Here is a 20554-nt window from a genome sequence, read left to right on the forward strand (position 1 = left end):
GGGTGCCTCGGATCGGGCGCCTCGACGGCGATGCCGACGTCGGCGGAGTCAGTATGCCGCCGGCCGCCCGGGGTGTCCAGTCGGCAGCTCCCGGCATCAGCGGGCGCGCGGATGCGACGTGGCGTACACGTCCCGGAGGGCGTCGACGCTCACGTGCGTGTAGATCTGCGTCGTGGCCACCGACGCGTGCCCGAGCAGCTCCTGCACCACGCGCACGTCGGCGCCGCCCTGCAGCAGATGCGTCGCGAACGAGTGGCGCAGCGTGTGCGGGGACACGTGCGCGGTCAGCTTCGCGCGGTCGGCCGCGTGCTGGATCACCGTCCAGGCGCTCTGCCGCGACAGCGGGGCGCCGCGCGCGCCGAGGAACAGCCGGGGAGTCGACCTCCCCCGTCGCGACAGCTCGGGCCGCGACCGCGTGAGGTATGCCTCGAGCGCCGCCCGCGCGTACGATCCGACCGGCACGATGCGCTCCTTGCCGCCCTTGCCCCGCACGCGGACCAGGTCGCCGCGGGAGACGTCGTCGACGTTGAGGGACACGGCCTCCGACACCCGCGCTCCCGTCGCGTACAGCAGCTCGAGCAGGGCGCGATCGCGCAGCGGGACGAGGCCCTCCTCCCCCGCGGCGGCCGCCGCGGCGGCGTCATCGCCGACGGCCGGTGCGGGCCCGGCCGCGTCGAGCAGCTGCTCGACCTGATCGACCGTGAGGGCCTTCGGCAGCCGCCGCGGCTGCTTCGGCGGCCGCAGTCGGCCCGCCGGGTCGGCGTCGTCGATGCCCTCCCGGACGAGGAAGCGATGCCAGCCGCGCACCGACGACTGCAGCCGGGCGAGGCTGGAGGCCGCCGGCGCCGGCTCGGCCCCCGCCCGCTCGGCGATGAAGCCCTCGACGAGCGCCGCGGTGACCTCCCCCGACTCCACGACGCCGCGCTCCCCCAGCCACTCGACGTAGCCCGAGAGGTCGCGGCGGTAGGCCGCGACGGTGTGCTCGGACAGCCCCCGCTCGACCGAGACGTGCCGCAGGTAGCGGTCCAGCGCCCGATCGAGCCGCATTCACTCCCCCGCCGACGGGGCGCGCCGCAGCCGCTCGGAGGCGGCGAGCACACCGGCGGCGAGGATGCCGTTGCGCAGGCGTCCCGACAGCACGCCGTCCACGGCGTCGGCCAGCGGCACCCACTCGATGCGGATGTCGGCCTCTTCGTCCTCGCGATCGTGCACGCGCCCGGTCGCGGCGAGCCCGCGCGCCAGGAAGATGTGCACGACCTCGTCGTTGCCGCCGGGTGTCGTGAAGATGCTCAGGAGCGGCTCGCACGTCTGTGCGACGAGGTCGGCCTCTTCCGCGAGCTCGCGGATCGCCGTCTCTCTCGGCGCCTCGCCGTCGACGTCGAGGAGACCCGCTGGGATCTCCCAGTCGCGATGACGGATCGGATGCCGGTACTGCTGGATGAGCAGCACACGGTCGTCCTCGTCGATCGCGACGACGGCAGCGGCGCCCGGGTGATCGACGTACTGGCGCACGATCTCGCCCTGGCCGTAGCGCACGGTGTCGCTGCGGACGTCCCACACGCGGCCGGTGTACACCACCTCGCTGTCGAGGACCTCGGCGTCGACCTGCTCGTCTCTCAGCACGCGCGGCTCAGCCATTCTCGACGTCGAACAGCTCGCTGGCGCGGTGGCGCTCGAGGGCCGCGCCCACGAGGCCGCGGAACAGCGGGTGGGGCTCGGTCGGACGCGAACGCAGTTCGGGGTGCGCCTGCGTGGCGATGTAGTACGGGTGCACGTCGTGGGGCAGCTCGACGAACTCCACGAGGTCGAGCTCGGGGTTCAGGCCCGAGAACACCAGGCCGGCGTCGGCGATCTGCGCGCGGTAGCGGTTGTTCACCTCGTAGCGGTGGCGGTGCCGCTCCTGGATCATCGTCGCGCCGTACGCCTCGGCGGCGAGCGAGCCCTCGGCGAGCTTCGCCGGGTACATTCCGAGCCGCATCGTGCCGCCGAGGTCGCCGTGGTCGAGGATGTCGACCTGCTCGGCCATGGTCGCGATCACCGGGAACTCGGTGTCGGGATCGAACTCGCTAGAGGACGCGCCTTCGAGCCCGGCCTCGGCGCGGGCGAACTCGATCACCATGCACTGGAGCCCGAGGCACAGGCCCAGCGTCGGGATGCCCTGCTCGCGCGCGAACCGCAGCGCACCGAGCTTGCCCTCGATGCCGCGGATGCCGAAGCCGCCGGGCACGACGATGCCGTCGAGGTCCGACAGCGCCTTCGCCGCACCCTCGGGCGTCTCGCACTCGTCGGAGGGGATCCACCGGATGCTGACGTGCGTCTCGTGTGCGAAGCCGCCGGCCTTGACCGCCTCGGTCACCGACAGGTACGCGTCGGGCAGGTCGATGTACTTGCCGACCAGGCCGATGGTGACGTCGTGCTTGGGGTTGTGGACGGCCCCGAGCACCTTCTGCCAGCGCGTCCAGTCGACGTCGGCCGCCTGGGTCAGTCCCAGCGCCCGCACGATGTAGGAGTCCAGGCCCTGGTCGTGGATCATCGTCGGGATGTCGTAGATGCTGGGCACGTCCACCGCGTTGACGACCGCATCCTCGTCGACGTCGCACATCAGCGCGATCTTGCGCTTGTTGGCGTCGGTCACCGGCCGGTCGCTGCGCAGCACCAGAGCGTCGGGCTGGATGCCGATCGAGCGCAGCGCCGCGACGGAGTGCTGCGTGGGCTTGGTCTTCTGCTCTCCGGACGCGCCCATGAACGGCACGAGCGAGACGTGGACGAAGAACACGTTCCCGCGACCGAGTTCGTGGCGGATCTGGCGGGCCGACTCGATGAACGGCTGCGACTCGATGTCGCCGACCGTGCCGCCGATCTCCGTGATGATGACATCCGGCTTCGGCGTCTCGTCGGCCTGCAGGCGCATGCGGCGCTTGATCTCGTCGGTGATGTGCGGGATGACCTGCACGGTGTCGCCGAGGTACTCGCCGCGACGCTCCTTGGCGATCACCTGCGAGTAGATCTGGCCGGTGGTGACGTTCGCGGCCTGGCTCAGCTCGATGTCGAGGAAGCGCTCGTAGTGGCCGATGTCGAGGTCGGTCTCGGCGCCGTCGTCGGTGACGAACACCTCGCCGTGCTGGAACGGGTTCATGGTGCCCGGATCGACGTTGAGGTACGGATCGAGCTTCTGCATGACCACGCGCAGACCGCGTGCGGTGAGCAGATTCCCCAGGCTCGCGGCGGTCAGACCCTTGCCCAACGAGGAAACGACACCGCCCGTCACGAAGATGTGTCTGGTGGTGTCGTTCGAAGGTCCCGCGTCAGTTCGAGAAGTCTGCATCACGGGCTTTTATCCTATCAGTCGGGCGGACCCCAAGCTGGGGAGCTGATGTGCGCGTGTTGCTGACATCATGCCGCCCCGCGCGATCACTTCGCGAGGGCCAGCAGTTCTCGCGCATGGCTGATCGCGACGTCGGAGTCGGGCATCCCCGAGAGCAGCCGCGCCATCTCGGCCTCGCGCTCCGAGCCGTCCAGGCGCCGGACGTCCGACGCCGTGACGGATCCGTCGCTGGCCTTCACGACCGTCAGGTGGTTGCCCGCGAACGCCGCCACCTGCGCGAGGTGGGTGACCGCGATCACCTGCGAGGACTCGGCCAGCCGCGCCAGGCGCCGGCCCACCTCGATCGCCACGGCACCGCCGATGCCGGCGTCCACCTCGTCGAACACGAACGTGGGAACCGGGTCGACCCCGGCGATGACCACCTCGATCGCCAGCATCACGCGGCTGAGCTCGCCGCCCGACGCGCTCTTGGCGACGGGACGCGGCTGCGCGCCGGGGTGTGGCGCGAGGAGGAACGCGACATCGTCGCGGCCCGAGGTCGACGGCGTCCCCGGCGTGACGGCGACCTCGAGATGGGCGTCGGGCATCGCCAGCTGCGTGAGCTCGGCGGTCACGAGGCGTCCGAGCTCCACGGCGGCGCCGCGGCGCGCGGCGCTCAGGCGCTCCGCCGCGGCGTCGAGGTCGGATGCCGCGGCGTCGCGCGCCTCGGCGAGGCGCCCGATGCGGTCGTCGTCGTCGTCGAGTTCGACCAGACGAGCCGATCCGGACGCCAGGACGTCGATCGCCGCCTGCAGCGACCCGTGTGCGCGGATCAGCGACGACAGCACGGCCCGTCGCTCCTCGACGGCGGCGAGCTCCTGCGGGCCGGCGTCGTCGAGATCGGCGAGGTAGCCCGCGAGCCCCGCGGCCAGGTCCATCGCGCGGTAGCCGAGGTCGGCCGCCTGTCCGGCGAACTCCTCGAGCGCCGGATCGTGGCCGGCGCGTTCGAGTTCGCGCCGCGCGTCGGCGATGAGCGACACCGCGTCCGGGGCCTCGGACTCGCCCGAGATGGCGTCGTGGGCGGCGGCCGCCGCCGCGCGCAGACCCTCGACATCGGCGAGTCTGTCGGCGCGCACCGCGAGGTCGGCGTCCTCGCCCGGCTGCGGGTCGGCGGCTTCGATCTCGGCGATCTGGGCGCGCAGCTCCGCCGCCTCGCCCGCCCGCGCGTCACGGTCGCGGGTGAGCTCGGCGAACTCGCGGTCGACGGTGCGGAAGCGATCGTAGGCGTCGCGGTAGGCCGTCAGGTCTGCGGCCAGGGCGTCGCCCCCGAACCGGTCGAGGGCGTCGCGCTGAGCGGCGCCGGAACGCAGCCGCAGCTGGTCCGACTGGCCGTGGACGACGACGAGCGCGTCAGCGAGGTCCGCCAGCACCGCCGCCGGCGCCGGACGCCCGCCGACCGACGCGCGGCCGCGCCCCTCGCGTGCGATGGAGCGCCCGACGAGCAGCTCCGCCCGCCCGTCGCCCAGGCTCTCGACATCGCCCCCGGCATCGCGCACGCGCTCGGCGACGACGCCGGACTCGGGCACGTTCCACACGCCGTCGACCGAGGCCTGCCGCGCCCCCGCGCGGACCGCGCTCGAGTCGGCGCGCTGACCCAGCAGCAGACCGAGCCCGGTGACGACCATGGTCTTGCCCGCACCGGTCTCGCCGGTGATCGCGGTGAACCCCGGGCCGATCGGCAGCGTCGCCTCCGCGATGACTCCGAGATCGCGCAGGCGCATCTCCTCGATCACTGCGCCTCCCCGTCCCGGGATCCGCTGCCCGAGCTCGGTCCGCGCCACCCCTCGACGGGAAGGCGGAACTTGCGCACCAGGCGGTCGGTGAACTCGGACGGATGCAGGCGCGCGAGCCGCACCGGACGGGACGACCGCTTCACGAGCATGCGCGCGCCGGGAGGCAGGTCGTGCGAGCGACGCCCGTCGCACCACAGCACGCCGTACCCGGGGTTGCGGTCGAGCAGCTCGATGGCGACGGCGTGCTCGGGACCGACCACCAGCGGCCGCGCGAACAGCGCGTGGGCCGCCATCGGCACCACCGAGATGGCCTCGACCGTCGGCCAGATCACCGGACCGCCGGCCGAGAAGTTGTAGGCGGTCGATCCCGTCGGCGACGACACGACGACACCGTCGCAGCCGAAGGACGACAGGGGCCTGCCGTCCACCTCGATGACGACCTCGAGCATCCGCTCGCGGCTCGCCTTCTCGACGGCGGCCTCGTTGAGCGCCCACGTCTCGTACACCACGGCATCCGCGGAGTCCTTCACACGAACGTTGAGGGCGAGACGCTCCTCGACGACGTAGTCGCGGTCGATGACGCGCGCCACCGCGGCGTCCATGTCGTCGCGCTCGATCTCGGCGAGGAAGCCGACGTGGCCCATGTTGATGCCGAGCACCGGTGCGGTGCCCTCGCGCACCAGTTCGGCGGCGCGCAGGATCGTGCCGTCGCCGCCCAGGACGATCGCGAGCTCCACGTCCTCAACCGCGACCTGGATGCCCAGCACCGCGATCCGGTCGGCGCCCGGGATGTGGGCGGAGAGCTCGCGGTGATCGTCCGGCGCCAGGACCGGCCGCGCGCCGGCGTCGCGCAGCAGCGAGATCACGCGCTGCGCCGCGCCCACGGTCTCGTCGCGCCCGGCATGGGCGACGACGAGGATGCTGCGCTCGTCGTGGGTCATGTGCTCCCCGTCAGTTCGTTCACGGTGCCCGACCATTCTGTCGGATTGCTCCCCCGCCCCGGCGCGAGATGCGCGATGTACTCGGCGTTGCCGTGCGTGCCCACCAGCGGGGAGGAGACCACGCCGCACGTTCCCAGCCCGCTGTCCCACGCCGCCCACAGCACGCCCATGACGGCATCCGAGCGCAGCGCGGGGTCGGTCACCAGTCCGCCCTTCACGGCGGTGCGGCCGACTTCGAACTGCGGCTTGACCAGCAGCACGAGGTCGGCGTCGGCCGTCGCGACCGACCGCGCCGCCGGCAGCACGTGGGTCAGCGAGATGAAGGACAGATCGCCCGTCACGATCGAGGGACGCTCCGTCACGCCGCTGCGCTCCGCGAGGGACTCGGGCGTCATGTAGCGGACGTTGAAGCCCTCGATCGGGATCACCGCGGGGTCGGCCGCGATATCGGGCGCGAGCTGGCCGTGCCCGACGTCCGCGGCGACGACCGTCCGGGCTCCGCGCTCGCGCAGCACCTGCGTGAAGCCGCCCGTGGACGCGCCCATGTCCAGGGCGACGCGACCGCGCACGTCGACGCCGAACGCGTCGAGGCCGGCGATCAGCTTGTGGGCGGCGCGGCTGACGTAATGGTCGTCGCCGGCGATGTCGATGACCGCAGCGGGGTCGATGCGCGTCGCGGGCTTCACCACGATGCGCCCGTCGACACTCACCCGGCCGGCGGCGATCATCGTCGCCGCATTCGTGCGTGAGCGGGCCAGCCCGCGCCCGGCCATCGCCGCGTCGAGGCGCTCACTCACGGACGTCCGGCGTTCGTCGGCCCCGACTCGAGCCGTCGCGCGAGAGAGTCGTGCAGGGCCTCATAGGCCTCGGCGCGCCGGGCCAGCGGCTGGGACTCGATGACCTCGAGGTCGCTCAGCAGGTCGGCGCGCTCGGTCTCGGCGGCCGACGGCGCTGCCGGGGCATCCGCCTGGTCGTCTCGCTCCTGCTCGGACATGGCTCCATCGTATCGAGCAGTCGCCTCGCGACTCCCGACGCGCCGGAAGGTCGGCGTCGGCCAATGACCCGACGCGCGCCGACAGGGGGCAGGCTGGAGACATCGCCGGAGCAGGGGCGCGCGACGGGATCGAAACAGGAGGACGCACATGGCCGAACCGGTCCTCGCCGCACGCGATCTGCGCAAGACGTACGGACGCGGCGCCGCGCGCTTCGAGGCCCTCCGCGGCGTCACCCTCGACATCGCGCCCGGCGAGGCGATCGCGATCGTCGGCAAGTCGGGCTCGGGCAAGTCCACGCTCATGCACCTGCTCGCGCTGCTGGACGCGCCGACGGACGGATCCATCGCCCTGTCCGGGCAGAACACGGCGCGGCTGACCGGTCGCGCGCTCAATCAGACGCGCAACCGGACGTTCGGGTTCGTCTTCCAGCAGTTCTTCCTCATCCCGGGGCAGACGGTGCTCGAGAACGTCGTGCTGCCGCTGAAGATCGCCGGCGTGGGCAGGCGCGAGCGGCGGCGACGGGGAATGGAGGCCCTGGAGCGGCTCGACATGGCCGACAAGGCCGCCAATCGCGCGGTCGACCTGTCGGGCGGACAGAAGCAGCGCGCCGTGATCGCGCGGGCGCTGGTCAACGAGCCGGCCATCATCATGGCCGACGAGCCCACGGGCAACCTCGACACCGTCACGGGGCGGATCGTGGAGGACATCCTGTTCGGCCTCCAGCGCGACCACGGCATCACGCTCGTGGTCGTGACCCACGACGAGGATCTGGCCGCGCGATGCGATCGCAGCATCCACCTGCGCGACGGTGTCATCGTCGCCGCGGAGGGACGCGCGGCATGAGGACCTCCGATCTGATCGCGTCCGCCGTCGCCAACACCTTCCGCTCGAAGGTGAGGACCGTCCTCACGGTGCTCGCGATCTTCGTCGGCGCGTTCACCCTGACCCTCACCAACGGGCTCGGCACCGGCATCAACTCCTACATCGACGACACCGTGGCGAGCCTCGGCTCGAGCGACGTCCTGACCGTCACCAAGCCCGCCGAGGACGCGGCGTTCGGAGACGGGCCGCGGGAGTACGATCCCGACACCGTCACGACATTCGGCGGCGGCCCGCCCGCGACGGTCGAGCTCATGACCCAGGACGACCTCGACGCACTGTCGGGCATCCGCGGCGTCGCGTCGGCGGATCCGGTGCTGCCCATCTCGGCCGACTACATCCAGTACGGCGACGGCACGAAGTACGTCGTCGGGGTGAGCACGCTCGTGGAGGGCCAGACCCTGCAGCTCGCCGCCGGCGACCAGCCCGATCCGGAATCGGAGGAGGCGCAGGTCGCGATACCGACGGAGTTCCTGTCCGTTCTGGGCCTGGGCGGCGCCGATGCCGCGATCGGCGAGAGCGTCGTCATCGCCGTGACCGACGGCGACGGCGAGCAGCGCACGGTCGCGGCGACGGTCGTGGGCGTGTCGGAGGACACGTTCAGCGTGACCGGCACGGCGGATGTCGTTCCGAACGCCGCGCTGACCGAGGCCCTCTACGCCGCGCAGTCGGTCGGCGTCCCCGATGACCAGCTCGGCGAGTACGCCCGAGTCCTCGTGCGGTTCGACGCCGGCGTCACCGAGGACGAGGTCGCGGCGCTGCAGGATCGGCTGGCGGACGCCGGGTACGACTCCGTCACGATCGCCCAGCAGCTGGGCGCCTTCACCGCGGTCATCGACGGCATCGTGCTGGTGCTCAACGGATTCGCGATCATCGCGCTCGTGGCCGCGGGCTTCGGGATCGTGAACACGCTGCTGATGTCCGTGCAGGAGCGCACCCGCGAGATCGGCCTCATGAAGGCGATGGGCATGGGCTCGGGTCGCGTCTTCGCGCTGTTCAGCCTCGAGGCGACCTTCATCGGGTTCCTCGGCAGCGCGATCGGAGCGGGACTCGCGATGGCCGCGGGAGGCGTCCTCAGTCGCGCGCTGGGCGACTCGCTCCTCGCGGACCTGCCCGGGCTCCAGCTGATCGCGTTCGATCTCGCCTCGATCGCGTCGATCATCCTGGCGGTGATGGCGATCGCCTTCCTCGCCGGGACGATCCCGGCCTGGCGCGCCGCGCGGCAGGATCCGGTGGACTCCCTCCGCTACGAGTAGGGCGCGGTGCCGGACGCCTCAGTCCCGGGTCGATGAGGCGGCGGCATCCGACGCCCCGTACGCGGGGCGATCGGGCTGACGCCGCTGGTGCTCGCCCTCGCCGCCCTGGCGCCCGCCGAACGGGCGGCCGTGGTCGGCGTACTCGTCGCGCAGGTACACCAGCGTCCACGGGCCGGCGGTGAACCGCGCACCGCTGCGGAGCGTCAGCGTCCGCTCCCCCGCGTGCGTCGCCTCCGAATCGGGGTTCGCGCTGAGTTCGCCGTCGCCGTGCATCGTGAGGACGTACTCGTCGCGATCGTCGTGCTCGATCGTCGCGTGCAGCGGGGCGATGCCCGCCAGCACGATCTCGCCGCCTTCGGCGCCGCCGATGTGCGTGACGTCGTCGACGAGATCATGGGTGGCCCGTTCATCGCCGTCGCTGATGCGCAGTCGGGGGTTGCCCGCACCCCACTCGGCGTGGGTCGTGGTGGGCACGAAGGGTGTGCGGTCGGTCTGGTCGGATGCCTGATCGTCCATGACGCGAATGGTACGAACCGTCGCTGGGACGAGGCGGGGGGTTGACAACCGGATGGAGGACGTTCTCGCTCGTCCTCCCCGTCCCGCGAGACCGATCAGTCGTCGGCGAGGGCGATGCGGTATCCCCGCTTGATGACCGTCTGGACGATGCGCGGGTCGGGCAGCGACTGACGCAGACGGCTGATCGCGACATCGACGGCGTGGTCGTCGAGCGGGTCCGGCACCGACTGCGCGAGCGCGATCCGGGAGATCGTCGCGCCCTGCGCGGCGAACAGCGCACGGAACAGCGCGAGGGCGACGGGGCTCAGTGCCATCTGCTCGTCGCCCGAGCGCACGATCTTGCCGCGCAGCTCGACGGGACCGGCCACCGTGTCGAGGCTGCGCATGCCGATCGATTCGAGGTGCTCGCACACGAGCCGGATGAGGGCGCCCATGCGGAAGCGATCGGGGAAGATCGGCAGGATGTCCGCCTCGATCAGCGGGGCGGCCGTGACCGGCCCGACGGCGGCGGCGACCACGTTGCCGCGGAACGCGGCCTGGACGTCCTGCTCCCGCCCCCGCGCGGCGGCGAAGTCGAACAGGGCCTCGACCGCCGGCGCGCTCGTGAACGTGACCGCGTCCAGCGACTCGGTCGCGATCAGATCGACCAGGCGCGACACACGGGGCTCGTCCTCGTTCGCAACCCAGCGGTACGGAGCCACCGTCAGCACCGTCGCGCCCGCCTTGGTCAGCCGGTCGAGCTGCCAGGGATTGGTGTACCCGTGCAGCTGCACCGCGATCACCTTGCCCCGCACGTCGTGGCGCAGAACGAGGTCGACCAGTGACGGCGTCGTCTCGCGCTCGCTCATGCCGTGGTCCTCCAGGCCGAGCGTGCGGATGGCGCCGCGGGCCTTCGGGCCGCGCACGAGGATCCGCGACGAGCCGATGGCGTCCAGCACCTCGTCGCCGAGTCCCGCCGCATCCGCCGCCTCGATCCACCGTCGGATGCCGTAGGAGGTCGTCGCGAGCAGGATGTCGGGTGCGGCGTCGATGATCGCCCGCGTCTGGTCGACCACGGTGGAATCGTCGGTCGCGCCGGCCATGCGGATCGTCGGCGCGTGGAAGACCTCGGCGCCGCGGCGCTCGAGCGCGGCGATCAGCTCTTCGGACCGGCGGTCGCTCGTCACGCCGATGCGGAAGCCTGCGAGCTGGTCGGGGCGGAAGCCGACGGTGGGGATGGCGTCCGCGGCGTTGAAGGGCCTGTCCTGGTGAGCCATCGTCACGTGAGGCACCTCCGTCGTCTCACGACCGTGGCGACGCTGCCGAGTCTGCTTCCATGTAGCTGGAAGCGACATCCTTCCACGTCTCCGGCCCCAGCGCACGCACGACCTCGCCGATCACGATCACGGCAGGCGACCGCGGGCGCACCCGCGTGAGGACCTCCGTCACCGCGCCGAGGTCGGCGACCGTCGTGCGCTGGGCGTCGCGGAACCCGCTCTCGACGATGCCGAGGGGCATGGCCGGCGACATGCCGTGGCGCAGGAGCCCTGCCGCCATCGCAGGAAGGTTCGCAACGCCCATGAGCACCACGATCGTGCCGCCGAGGCCGACCAGGTGCGCCAGCTCGTCCTCGCCGAAGGGCACGTGCCCCGAGATCACGGTGAACGTGCGGCTGACCTCGCGATGGGTCACCGGGATGCCGGCGACGGCGGGCACGGCGATGGCGCTCGAGATGCCCGGGACGACCGTGACCGGCACGGACGCGTCACGGCAGGCCATGACCTCTTCGCCGCCGCGGCCGAAGACGAACGGGTCGCCGCCCTTGAGCCGCACGACGCGGCGGCCGGCGCGGGCGTGGGTCACCAGCATCCGGTTGATCTCGTGCTGCGGCACGGCGTGGTGGCCGGGCGTCTTTCCGACGTCGACGAGCTGCGCGCCGGGAGCGAGGAGGTCGAGGTCGTCGCCGGGACCGAGCCGGTCGTAGAGCACGACGTCGGCCTGGCGAAGGGCATCGCGCCCGGCGACCGTGATCAGATCGGCGCGTCCCGGGCCGCCGCCGATCAGCGTCACGCGGCCGCCGGGAAGCGGGCGCGGCTCGACGACGACGAGGATGCCGCGCGAGCGCGCCCGGGCGGCCAGAGCACGGTGCGCGGCGTCGCGCTCTCCCACCCACACCACGACGTCCGGTGCGTGCTGCGAGCCCAGCAGCGAGAGCGCTCCGTCGGGGTCGCGGAAGCTCGTGCGCGCGCCGGCCGCGGCGTACCGCCGCTGCACGGGGCGCACACCGTCGATGTCGCCGACGACGAGCACGCGCACATCGGTCAGGTCGAGGTCGAGGTTCATCGCTCTCCGCCTCTCACGGGGATGGTGGGGCCTGAGATCACCGTCGCCGCCGCGCGCTCCGCAGGCGTCGCCGGGCGGGGCTGGTCTCGTTCGCGCACGCGCGCCAACGAGGGATCGGCGACATCGGGGGCGTTGACGAACGAGCGGAAGCGGCGCAGTCGCTCGGGATCGCGGAGCGTCGCGGCCCACTCGTCCTCATACGACCCGACGTGGCGCTCGACGGCCTGCTCGAGTTCTGCCGCGATGCCGAGGGAGTCCTCGCACACGACCTCGCGCACGTGGTCGAGACCGCCCGGCAGCTCCTCCTGCCAGCGCGCGGTGCGCTGCAGCCGGTCGGCGGTCCGGATGTAGTACATGACGTAGCGGTCGATGAACCGGATGAGGGTCTCGTCGTCGAGGTCGCCCGCCAGCAGCACCGCGTGGGCCGGCTGATAGCCGCCGTTGCCGCCGACATACAGGTTCCAGCCGTTCTCGGTCGCGATGACGCCGACGTCCTTGCCACGCGCCTCCGCGCACTCGCGTGCGCAGCCCGACACCGCGAACTTCAGCTTGTGCGGCGAGCGCAGTCCGCGGTACCGCTCCTCGAGGAAGATCGCCATGCCGACCGAGTCCTGCACGCCGTAGCGGCACCACGTGGAGCCGACGCACGACTTCACGGTGCGCACCGACTTGCCGTAGGCCTGGCCGGACTCCATGCCGGCGTCCACGAGCTCGCGCCAGATGTCGGGCAGCTGCTCGAGGCGCGCACCGAAGAGATCGATGCGCTGACCCCCGGTGATCTTCGTGTAGAGGTCGTAGCGCTTGGCGACATCGGCGATGACGGCGAGCCTGTCGGGTGTGATCTCTCCGCCGGGGATGCGGGGCACGACCGAGTACGTGCCGTCCTTCTGCATGTTCGCCAGAGCGCGGTCGTTGGTGTCCTGCATCGGCGCGGTGGCGCCGTCGAGGATGTACGCATTCGTCTGGGTCGCCAGGATCGACGCGATGACGGGCTTGCAGACGTCGCAGCCGAGGCCCGTGCCGAACCGCGCCATGATCTCCTCGGCGCTGTGGAGGCCCAGCACGCGCACCGACTCGAACAGCTCGGCGCGGCTCAGCGCGAAGTGCTCGCACAGGGCCCGCGAGACCTCGTGACCGGACTTGACCAGCTCGGTCTCGAGGATCTTCTTGACCAGCGGCACGCACGACCCGCATTGGGTGCCGGCGCGCGAGCAGGACTTCAGCTCGGCCAGATCGGTGCAGGCATCGCCGTGCCGGCCGTTCACCCATCCGCGGATGGATCCGGCGGAGACGCCGTTGCACGAGCACACCTGGGCGTCGTCGGGAAGCTCGGCGGACGCCGGCGCTTCGGCACCGGCCGCCGAGAGGAAGGCGGCCGGCTCGGCGCCCAGCTCGCGGCCGAGGAGCGGGCGCAGGCCGGCGTAGGGCGATGCGTCGCCGACGAAGATGCCGCCGAGCAGCGTCTTGCCGTCGTCGCTGAGGACGATCTTCTGATAGAGGCCGCGGGCCGGGTCGGCGAACACGACCTCGAGCGCGCCGTCCGAGACGCCCTTGGCGTCGCCGAAGCTCGCGACGTCGACGCCGGCGAGCTTGAGCTTGGTCGCATCGTCGATGCCGGGGAACTCGGCTGCGCCGCCCCAGATGCGGTCGGCGGCGACCTCGGCCATCGCGTTCGCGGGCGCCACGAGGCCCACGCACCCCGCGCCCGTGTCGGCGACTTCGCCGATGGCCCACACACCCGGCGCTGACGTCTCGCACGCGGTGCCGACCAGGACGCCGCCGCGGGCGCCCAGTGCGAGGCCGGCGGCCCGCGCGAGCTCGTCGCGCGGCGTGATGCCGATCGAGAACACGACGATGTCGGCGTGGATCGACGACCCGTCGCGCAGGGTCACGCCCGTCACACGGCCGCTGGGCCCCGTGATGATGCCCGAGGGCCGCGTGCCGAGGTGCAGCTCGGTGCCCTTGCCCGAGATGATCCGGCCGAGCGCCTGGCCGGCGCCCTCGTCGAGCTGACTGGACATCAGCCAGCCGCCCGAGTGCACCAGCGCGGCGCGCGCACCCAGCGCGACGGCGCCGCCGGCGGCTTCGAGGCCGAGCAGGCCGCCGCCGACGACCACGACGTTCGCGGGCCGGCTGTGACGCTCGGCGAACGCGCCGATCTCGGCCACGAGCCCGTCGACGTCCTCGATCGTGCGGTAGACGCGCCCGGCGTCGGCGTTCTCGATCGGCGGGACGCTCGCGCTCGACCCGGTCGCGAGGACCAGTTCGTCGTACGCGATCAGCTCGCCGGCCGACGTGCGGACCGTGCGTGCGGCGGGGTCGATGGAGTCGGCGCGCGTTCCGGTGCGCAGCGTCACGCCGGCGGCTCTCCACAGCGATCCGTCGCCGAGCGTCAGCGCGACGGGCGCGTCGATGCGCTGGGACAGCGCGACGCGGTCGTAGGGAAGGTGAGGCTCGTCGGCGAGCACGACGATCTCGAGCTCCGGAGCGTGCGGGTCCAGCCGCGACGCGAGCGACTCCGTGAATCGGTGGGCGGCGGGCCCTCCGCCCACGACGACGACCCGGCGGGCCGGGCGGTCGGTGGTGTCCATGGCCGGGATTCCTCTCGTCGTGGTGCTCGGGTGCGGTCTGCGGGCGGCGGCGCCACCCGGTGCGTACTCAGAAGCTACGCGTGGGCCGTCACCCGGCCGTTGCCGCTCCGTAACGGCGTGTGACGGCTTCCTCACAGTGCGCGATCGGCGCGGTGAGAGGTTCTTCACAGTCATGTCACGTCGCCGGGCGAACGGGGGAAACATCCCGTCCGTAGCGTCGTCCTCACGTTCGGCGAATCGGACCGACAAGCCCCGCACGACGAGAGGAGCGACATGACCATGAGCATGGACCGCGTGACCGGCCCCGCCGGCTCGGCCGAGGCCGAGCCGACCGGCTGGACGCCGGTGTGCCGCGTGAGCGATCTCGAGCCGCTGTGGGGAGAGGCCGCGCTGGTCGGCGCAGAGCAGATCGCTCTGTTCCGTCTCGCCGACGACCGGCTCTTCGCGGTGTCGAACATCGACCCCGCGACGCGGGCAGCCGTGATGTCCCGCGGAATCGTTGGCTCGAAGGGCGATCGGCCGACGATCGCCTCACCGCTGCTGAAGGACGTCTACGAGCTCGAGACCGGCCACTGCCTCACCAAGGCCGACCTCGACCTCCCGATCTGGCGCATCCGCGTGGACGACGACGTCGTCCTCGTCGCGCCGCCGCTGTGAACACGCTCCACCGCACCACCACCTCCCACCTCAACCCCGGCGCACCGCGCCGACACCGCTCAGGAGAACACTCATGAACGCACCTGCCCCCGGGGTCCTCGCCCCGACCGACCAGGCGACCGTTCCCGTCGCCGATGACGCCGTCTCCGCGCCGCCCGCATCCGACGGCCGCTACGGACTCACCTTCCGCCCCGGCCGCTGGATCGACGGCTGGAACCCCGAGGACCGTACGCAGTGGGAAGGCGCCGGGCGCGCGATCGCGGCCCGGAACCTCCGCTGGTCGATCTTCGCCGAGTTCCTCGGCTTCGTCGTCTGGCAGCTGTGGTCGATCGTCGTCGTGTCGCTGCCGGCGGCCGGCTTCGCGTTCGAGACCGGTCAGATCTTCTGGCTGATCTCGATCCCGGCCCTCGTCGGCGCGACGCTGCGCATCCCGTACACCTTCATGGTGCCGCGCTTCGGCGGCCGCAACTGGACGATCGCGTCGGCGGCCCTGCTGCTGATCCCGGCGACCCTTCTCGGCTTCGCCGTGTCGAACCCCGACACGCCCTTCGGCGTCATGCTCGCCATCGCCGCCCTCGCGGGCTTCGGCGGCGGCAACTTCGCCAGCTCCATGGCGAACATCACGTTCTTCTACCCGCAGCGCGAGAAGGGCTGGGCGCTGGGCCTGAACGCCGCCGGCGGCAACCTGGGCGCCTCGGTCGCCCAGTTCGCGGTTCCGATCGTCATCACCATCGGTGCGGGGGTCGCCCTGAACCTGCCGCTGGCCGGCTGGATCTGGATCCCGCTCATCCTCGTCGCGATCGCGGGCGCCTACCTGCGCATGGACAACCTGTCCAACGCGAAGGCCGACATCACCGCCTCGCTGGCGGCCCTCAAGGAGCCGCACCTGTGGATCATGTCGGTGCTCTACATCGGCACCTTCGGCTCCTTCATCGGCTTCGCGGGCGTGTTCCCGAAGCTCATCGCCGACCAGTTCCCCGAGTTCTCGACGTTCGCGGTCGGCTCCGCGAGTGTCTCGCTGGCCTTCATGGGCGCCCTCGTCGGATCGCTCGCCCGTCCGTACGGCGGCAGGCTTGCCGACCGCTTCGGCGGCACCCAGATCACCATCGCGTCCTTCGCGGTCATGGCCCTGGGAGCGCTCGCGGTGATCTGGACGCTTCCGCTCGGAAGCTTCTGGCTCTTCCTCGGGCTCTTCCTGGTGCTCTTCACGGCGTCGGGCGTCGGCAACGGGTCGACGTACCGCATGATCCCGACGATCTTCGCGCTGCGCGCGGGAGCGAAGAACGCCCACGAGTCGGCCGGTGACATCAGCTCGCTGCGGAAGTCCGCGGCGGCGCTCGGCATCATCTCCTCGGTCGGCGCGTACGGCGGGTTCATCATCCCGCAGCTGCTGGGCGCATCGAAGGTCAACTTCGGCGAGTACACCACCGGCCTCGGCTGGTTCGTGTGGGCCTACGCGGGGATGATGATCCTCACCGCGGCGGTCTACCTCACGCTCGCGAAGAAGTCGGGCCACCGCATCTGACAGGATTCCGGGACCGGGCGGCGCACGCCGCCCGGTCCCGGACACCACGTGAGGAGGACGCCATGGGAACCGCCGCCAGTCATTGCCCCTATTGCGCACTGCAGTGCGCCATGACGCTCACTCCCGCCGCCTCGGGCCTCGCCGGACGTGAGACGGCCACGGTCTCCGGACGCGACTTCCCGACCAACCGCGGCGGCCTGTGCAAGAAGGGCTGGACCTCGGCCGAACTGCTGGACGCCCCCGACCGGATCACCACGCCGCTCGTGCGAGGCGCCGACGGCGCCCTGGTGCCGGCCGCGTGGGACGACGTCCTCGACCTCGTCGCCGACCGGCTGCGCAGCACGCGCGAGACGTGGGGGGCGGACGCGGTCGGCGTCTTCGGCGGCGGCGGGCTGACCAATGAGAAGGCGTACCAGCTCGGCAAGTTCGCCCGCATCGCCCTCGGCACCTCGCGCATCGACTACAACGGCCGGTTCTGCATGTCTTCGGCGGCGGCGGCGGCGAACCGCGCCTTCGGCATCGATCGGGGCCTCCCCTTCCCCGTGACGGATCTCGACGGCGCCGACACGATCCTCATGCTCGGCTCGAACGTCGCCGCCACCATGCCGCCGTTCATCGGACACCTGAGGGGCGCCCGCGAGCGCGGCGGGCTGATCGTCGTCGACCCACGCCGCTCCGAGACCGCGAAGCTCACGGCCGAGGGCGCCGGCATCCACATCCAGCCCGCGGCTGCGACCGACATGGCGGTGCTCCTGGGCCTCACGCACATCGTCTTCGACGAGGGTCTGGCCGATCACGACTACCTCGCGCGGCGCACGAGCGACCCCGATGCGCTCCGCCGTTCCGTCAACGCGTGGTGGCCCGAGCGGGTGCAGTCCGTCACGGGCGTCCCCGTCGAGGTCCTGCGCACGGTGGCCCGCCGGCTCGCCGCGGGCGGCGACGTCTACATCCTCACCGGCCGCGGGGTCGAGCAGCACGTCGACGGCACCGACACCGCAACGGCCGCCATCAACCTGGCCCTCGCTCTGGGCCTGCCCGGCCGCCCCGGATCCGGCTATGGCACCCTCACCGGCCAGGGCAACGGGCAGGGCGGGCGCGAGCACGGCCAGAAGTCCGATCAGCTGCCCGGCTACCGCAAGATCGACGACCCCGCCGCCCGCGCGCACGTCGCCGCCGTGTGGGGCGTCGACCCGTCGATCATCCCCGGACCCGGCGTGCCCGCCGTCGCGCTCCTCGGCATGCTCGGCCGCCCCGGCGGCGTGCGCTGCCTGCTCGTGCACGGCTCGAACGTCGTGGTGTCGGCCCCGGATGCCGCGGCCGTGCGCCGCGGGCTGGACGCCCTCGATCTGCTCGTGGTGTGCGACTTCTTCCTGTCCGAGACGGCGGCTCGCGCCGACGTCGTGCTGCCCGTGCTGCAGTGGGCGGAGGAAGAGGGGACCATGACGTCTCTCGAGGGCCGTGTCATCCGGCGGCGCAAGGCGGTGGAGCCACCGCCCGCGGCCCGCAGCGAGCTCTGGATCATGCGGGAGCTGGCCGCGCGGCTGGACGCCCCCGGCATGTGGTCGACCGATCCGTCCGAGGTGTTCGACGAACTCGCGCGCGCATCCGAGGGCGGTGTGGCCGACTACTCAGGATTGAGCCACGAGCTTCTGGACACCGGCATCGAGGCGCACTGGCCGTTCCCGGCGGGCTCCGCGGGCACGCCGCGACTCTTCGCGGAGCGCTTCGGCACGCCCGACGGACGCGCCCGCATCGTCCCGGTGCGGTTCCGCCCGCGCGCGACGGGTCCCCAGCGCGGCGGCGAGCTGACGCTGGTCACCGGCCGCCTGCTCGAGCACTACCAATCCGGCGCGCAGACGCGTCGTGTCGCCGAGCTGAGGAACGCGCGCCCCGAGGTGACCGCCCAGCTGCATCCGGTGACCGCCACGCGTCTCGGCATCACCGACGGCGACCGCGTCGCGATCGCGAACACGCGCGGCTCGGTTCACGCGCGGGCCGAGCTCACGACCGGCATCCGCCATGACACCGTCTTCCTGCCGTTCCACTATCCCGGCGACGGGACGGCGAACCTGCTCACCGAGGCCGCGGTCGATCCCGTTTCGGCCATGCCCGAGTTCAAGCACACGCTGGTGACGGTCTCGCCCGCCGCGCGCCGCCCGGTCTCCGAGGAGGTCCCCGCATGATCCCCCGCATCGTCCTGATCGGATACGGTCCCGTCGGCGCACGCTTCGTCGAGGGCATGATCGACCCGGTGCGCGCCGGCGTCGCCGCGCTGACCGTCCTGGGCGCCGAGCGCCACGACGCCTACAATCGGGTGCTCGTCGGCGAGTACGCCGTCGGCCGTGCCACCCGCGAGCGGCTCGAGATCGCCGAGACCGCCGCCGCGGTCGACGCGGGCGCGGCGATCCGCCTCGCCGAGACCGCGGTCGCGATCGACCGCGACCGCCGCGTGGTGCGCACCGATGCGGGCGCCGAGGTGTCCTACGACCGTCTCGTGCTGGCGACCGGGGCGCGCGCGAACCTACCGACGCTCGCCGGACTGGAAAGGTGCGTGCGCGACCGCAGGACGTCTCCGAGCTCCGCCGCGGAGCTGGATGCGGGCTCGGCACCGCTTCCGCCCGGGGTCGCGACCTTGCGATCGATCGAGGACGCCGAGCGGGTTCTGCCGGTGGTCCGCGGGCGCGGACGCATCATCGTCCTCGGCGCGGGCGTGCTGGGGATGGAGGTCGCCCTCGCCGCCGCCGAGCAGGGCGCCGAGGTGACGGTGGTCCACCACGGCGAAGCGCCCATGGACCGCAATCTCGACCGCGGTGCGGGTCGTTCGCTGGCGCAGGCCTGCCGCCGCATCGGTGTGCGGCTGCTCCCCCACTCCCGCGCCGAATCGGTGATCCTCAGCACCGACACCGCCGAGCCCCGCTTCGATGCGCTGGTGACTGCGGACGGCAAGGTGCTTCCCGCCGATCTCCTGCTCATCTCGGTCGGAGCGAGCGCCCGCACCGAGCTGGCCGTCGCCGCGGGCATCGAGGTCTCGGCCGGAATCGTCGTGGACGAGTCGCTCGCGTCGTGGAGCGATCCCGCGGTCTTCGCCATCGGCGACTGCGCTCAGATCGCCGAGCGTGCCGCGAAGACGATCGGGCAGCGCGTGCCCGGGGCGCCGGCGGGCTTGATCGCGCCCGGGTGGCGCCAGGCGGACTGGCTGTCCGATCGGCTCGCGATCGAGGCCGCCGGCGGGGTCCCGCGAACGCCCCCGCCGGCGGCTCGTCCGGCGGTGGTCATGCTGAAGGCCGAGGGCATCGACGTCGTCGCCGGCGGCGATGTGGCCGCCGAGCCGTGGGACGCCGATCCCGAGGAGCAGCCGGCGCGCCACGTGGCGATGTGGGTCGACGGCGCCGCGGGGTCCTACGTCAAGATGGTGACCCGCGGCGGCGTGCTCGAGGGATTCGCGTCGGTCGGGATGCCGCGCACCGGCGCCGAGCTGACGCTGCACTTCGAGCGCGGCAGCGAGCTACCCGCGGATCCGTCGCTCCTGCTGCGATTGGACGCTGCGGATGCCACCTCGACCGCCTCCGACCCGCTTTCGCCCGAGTCCACGGTGTGCTGGTGCAACGGCGTCACCGTGCAGGGCGTCACCGATGCCGCGGCCGGCGGATGTCGGGGCGTCGACGACGTCGGTCGCAAGACGCGCGCGGGTACGGGGTGCGGCGGGTGCCGCGGTCGGATCGCCGAGCTGATCGCCGGGCACGCTGCGGCGCAGGCCCCCGCTGCGACGCCCTGA

The 20554-nt window shown here is 72.3% G+C and carries 17 protein-coding genes; 6 read left to right on the plus strand and 11 right to left on the minus strand.

Going from position 1 to position 20554, the window contains the following annotated elements; translation table 11 throughout:
* Positions 1-96: 96 nt before the first annotated feature.
* The 7 genes from xerD to P0L94_06680 form a co-directional block, all read right to left on the minus strand.
* Positions 97-1047 carry a site-specific tyrosine recombinase XerD gene (gene xerD, locus P0L94_06650; GenBank protein WES65747.1) on the minus strand — a complete coding sequence of 317 codons (951 nt, stop codon included), beginning with the start codon at positions 1045-1047 and terminating at the stop codon, positions 97-99.
* Entirely contained in the window at positions 1048-1638 is a 591-nt protein-coding gene (locus tag P0L94_06655; protein ID WES65748.1) for an NUDIX hydrolase, read from the minus strand. It abuts the gene before it with no gap.
* On the minus strand, positions 1631-3325 hold the full coding sequence (locus P0L94_06660) for a CTP synthase (protein WES65749.1): 1695 nt from the start codon (positions 3323-3325) through the stop codon (positions 1631-1633). Before P0L94_06660 ends, P0L94_06655 begins: the two co-directional genes overlap by 8 nt.
* An 86-nt stretch (positions 3326-3411) precedes the next feature.
* The gene (gene recN / locus P0L94_06665) at positions 3412-5097 is read right to left on the minus strand and encodes a DNA repair protein RecN (GenBank protein ID WES65750.1); all 1686 of its coding nucleotides are present in this window, start codon (positions 5095-5097) and stop codon (positions 3412-3414) included.
* Positions 5094-6038, minus strand: coding sequence for an NAD kinase (locus P0L94_06670; protein ID WES65751.1), 945 nt, complete (start codon positions 6036-6038; stop codon positions 5094-5096). Before P0L94_06670 ends, recN begins: the two co-directional genes overlap by 4 nt.
* A complete protein-coding gene (locus tag P0L94_06675) occupies positions 6035-6835 on the minus strand; it encodes a TlyA family RNA methyltransferase (GenBank protein ID WES65752.1) in 801 nt (266 codons plus the stop codon). Before P0L94_06675 ends, P0L94_06670 begins: the two co-directional genes overlap by 4 nt.
* Positions 6832-7032 carry a hypothetical protein gene (locus tag P0L94_06680; protein WES65753.1) on the minus strand — a complete coding sequence of 67 codons (201 nt, stop codon included), beginning with the start codon at positions 7030-7032 and terminating at the stop codon, positions 6832-6834. Before P0L94_06680 ends, P0L94_06675 begins: the two co-directional genes overlap by 4 nt.
* Before the next feature lie 148 nt (positions 7033-7180).
* Here P0L94_06680 and P0L94_06685 point away from each other — a divergent pair, with 148 nt between their 5' ends.
* Entirely contained in the window at positions 7181-7876 is a 696-nt protein-coding gene (locus tag P0L94_06685) for an ABC transporter ATP-binding protein (GenBank protein WES65754.1), read from the plus strand.
* A complete protein-coding gene (locus tag P0L94_06690) occupies positions 7873-9168 on the plus strand; it encodes an ABC transporter permease (protein WES65755.1) in 1296 nt (431 codons plus the stop codon). The genes P0L94_06685 and P0L94_06690 overlap by 4 nt, the downstream gene beginning before the upstream one ends.
* 18 nt (positions 9169-9186) lie before the next feature.
* Here the strand turns inward: P0L94_06690 and P0L94_06695 are convergent, their stop codons facing one another.
* The 4 genes from P0L94_06695 to nirB form a co-directional block, all read right to left on the minus strand.
* Complete coding sequence (locus P0L94_06695) at positions 9187-9684, minus strand: hypothetical protein (GenBank protein WES65756.1); 498 nt, start codon at positions 9682-9684, stop codon at positions 9187-9189.
* A 95-nt stretch (positions 9685-9779) separates the two neighbouring features.
* Positions 9780-10940 (minus strand): uroporphyrinogen-III synthase, encoded by a 1161-nt coding sequence (locus tag P0L94_06700; protein ID WES66298.1) that lies wholly within the window; start codon positions 10938-10940, stop codon positions 9780-9782.
* A gap of 25 nt (positions 10941-10965) precedes the next feature.
* Entirely contained in the window at positions 10966-12006 is a 1041-nt protein-coding gene (gene cobA, locus P0L94_06705) for a uroporphyrinogen-III C-methyltransferase (protein ID WES65757.1), read from the minus strand.
* Entirely contained in the window at positions 12003-14597 is a 2595-nt protein-coding gene (nirB, locus tag P0L94_06710; GenBank protein WES65758.1) for a nitrite reductase large subunit NirB, read from the minus strand. The genes cobA and nirB overlap by 4 nt, the downstream gene beginning before the upstream one ends.
* Before the next feature lie 273 nt (positions 14598-14870).
* Here nirB and nirD point away from each other — a divergent pair, with 273 nt between their 5' ends.
* From nirD to P0L94_06730, 4 genes are all read left to right on the plus strand, one after another.
* Positions 14871-15254 carry a nitrite reductase small subunit NirD gene (gene nirD / locus P0L94_06715; protein ID WES65759.1) on the plus strand — a complete coding sequence of 128 codons (384 nt, stop codon included), beginning with the start codon at positions 14871-14873 and terminating at the stop codon, positions 15252-15254.
* 73 nt (positions 15255-15327) lie between these two features.
* Positions 15328-16779 (plus strand): MFS transporter, encoded by a 1452-nt coding sequence (locus P0L94_06720; protein ID WES65760.1) that lies wholly within the window; start codon positions 15328-15330, stop codon positions 16777-16779.
* Between the two features lie 62 nt (positions 16780-16841).
* Entirely contained in the window at positions 16842-18962 is a 2121-nt protein-coding gene (locus P0L94_06725; GenBank protein ID WES65761.1) for a molybdopterin oxidoreductase family protein, read from the plus strand.
* The gene (locus P0L94_06730; protein ID WES65762.1) at positions 18959-20554 is read left to right on the plus strand and encodes an FAD-dependent oxidoreductase; all 1596 of its coding nucleotides are present in this window, start codon (positions 18959-18961) and stop codon (positions 20552-20554) included. Before P0L94_06725 ends, P0L94_06730 begins: the two co-directional genes overlap by 4 nt.

It is taken from the genome of Microbacter sp. GSS18, from assembly GCA_029319145.1.
GTDB lineage: Bacteria > Actinomycetota > Actinomycetes > Actinomycetales > Microbacteriaceae > Microbacterium.

What these genes read in the sequence shown, in the direction of transcription:
- P0L94_06670 (WES65751.1), bottom strand. Translation starts at nt 6,038, where the DNA reads ATGACCCACGACGAGCGCAGCATCCTCGTCGTCGCCCATGCCGGGCGC.
- P0L94_06695 (WES65756.1), bottom strand. Translation starts at nt 9,684, where the DNA reads ATGGACGATCAGGCATCCGACCAGACCGACCGCACACCCTTCGTGCCC.
- cobA (WES65757.1), bottom strand. Translation starts at nt 12,006, where the DNA reads ATGAACCTCGACCTCGACCTGACCGATGTGCGCGTGCTCGTCGTCGGC.
- P0L94_06685 (WES65754.1), top strand. Translation starts at nt 7,181, where the DNA reads ATGGCCGAACCGGTCCTCGCCGCACGCGATCTGCGCAAGACGTACGGA.
- P0L94_06680 (WES65753.1), bottom strand. Translation starts at nt 7,032, where the DNA reads ATGTCCGAGCAGGAGCGAGACGACCAGGCGGATGCCCCGGCAGCGCCG.
- P0L94_06730 (WES65762.1), top strand. Translation starts at nt 18,959, where the DNA reads ATGATCCCCCGCATCGTCCTGATCGGATACGGTCCCGTCGGCGCACGC.
- P0L94_06725 (WES65761.1), top strand. Translation starts at nt 16,842, where the DNA reads ATGGGAACCGCCGCCAGTCATTGCCCCTATTGCGCACTGCAGTGCGCC.
- P0L94_06660 (WES65749.1), bottom strand. Translation starts at nt 3,325, where the DNA reads ATGCAGACTTCTCGAACTGACGCGGGACCTTCGAACGACACCACCAGA.
- P0L94_06690 (WES65755.1), top strand. Translation starts at nt 7,873, where the DNA reads ATGAGGACCTCCGATCTGATCGCGTCCGCCGTCGCCAACACCTTCCGC.
- xerD (WES65747.1), bottom strand. Translation starts at nt 1,047, where the DNA reads ATGCGGCTCGATCGGGCGCTGGACCGCTACCTGCGGCACGTCTCGGTC.
- P0L94_06700 (WES66298.1), bottom strand. Translation starts at nt 10,940, where the DNA reads ATGGCTCACCAGGACAGGCCCTTCAACGCCGCGGACGCCATCCCCACC.
- P0L94_06655 (WES65748.1), bottom strand. Translation starts at nt 1,638, where the DNA reads ATGGCTGAGCCGCGCGTGCTGAGAGACGAGCAGGTCGACGCCGAGGTC.
- nirD (WES65759.1), top strand. Translation starts at nt 14,871, where the DNA reads ATGACCATGAGCATGGACCGCGTGACCGGCCCCGCCGGCTCGGCCGAG.
- nirB (WES65758.1), bottom strand. Translation starts at nt 14,597, where the DNA reads ATGGACACCACCGACCGCCCGGCCCGCCGGGTCGTCGTCGTGGGCGGA.
- P0L94_06720 (WES65760.1), top strand. Translation starts at nt 15,328, where the DNA reads ATGAACGCACCTGCCCCCGGGGTCCTCGCCCCGACCGACCAGGCGACC.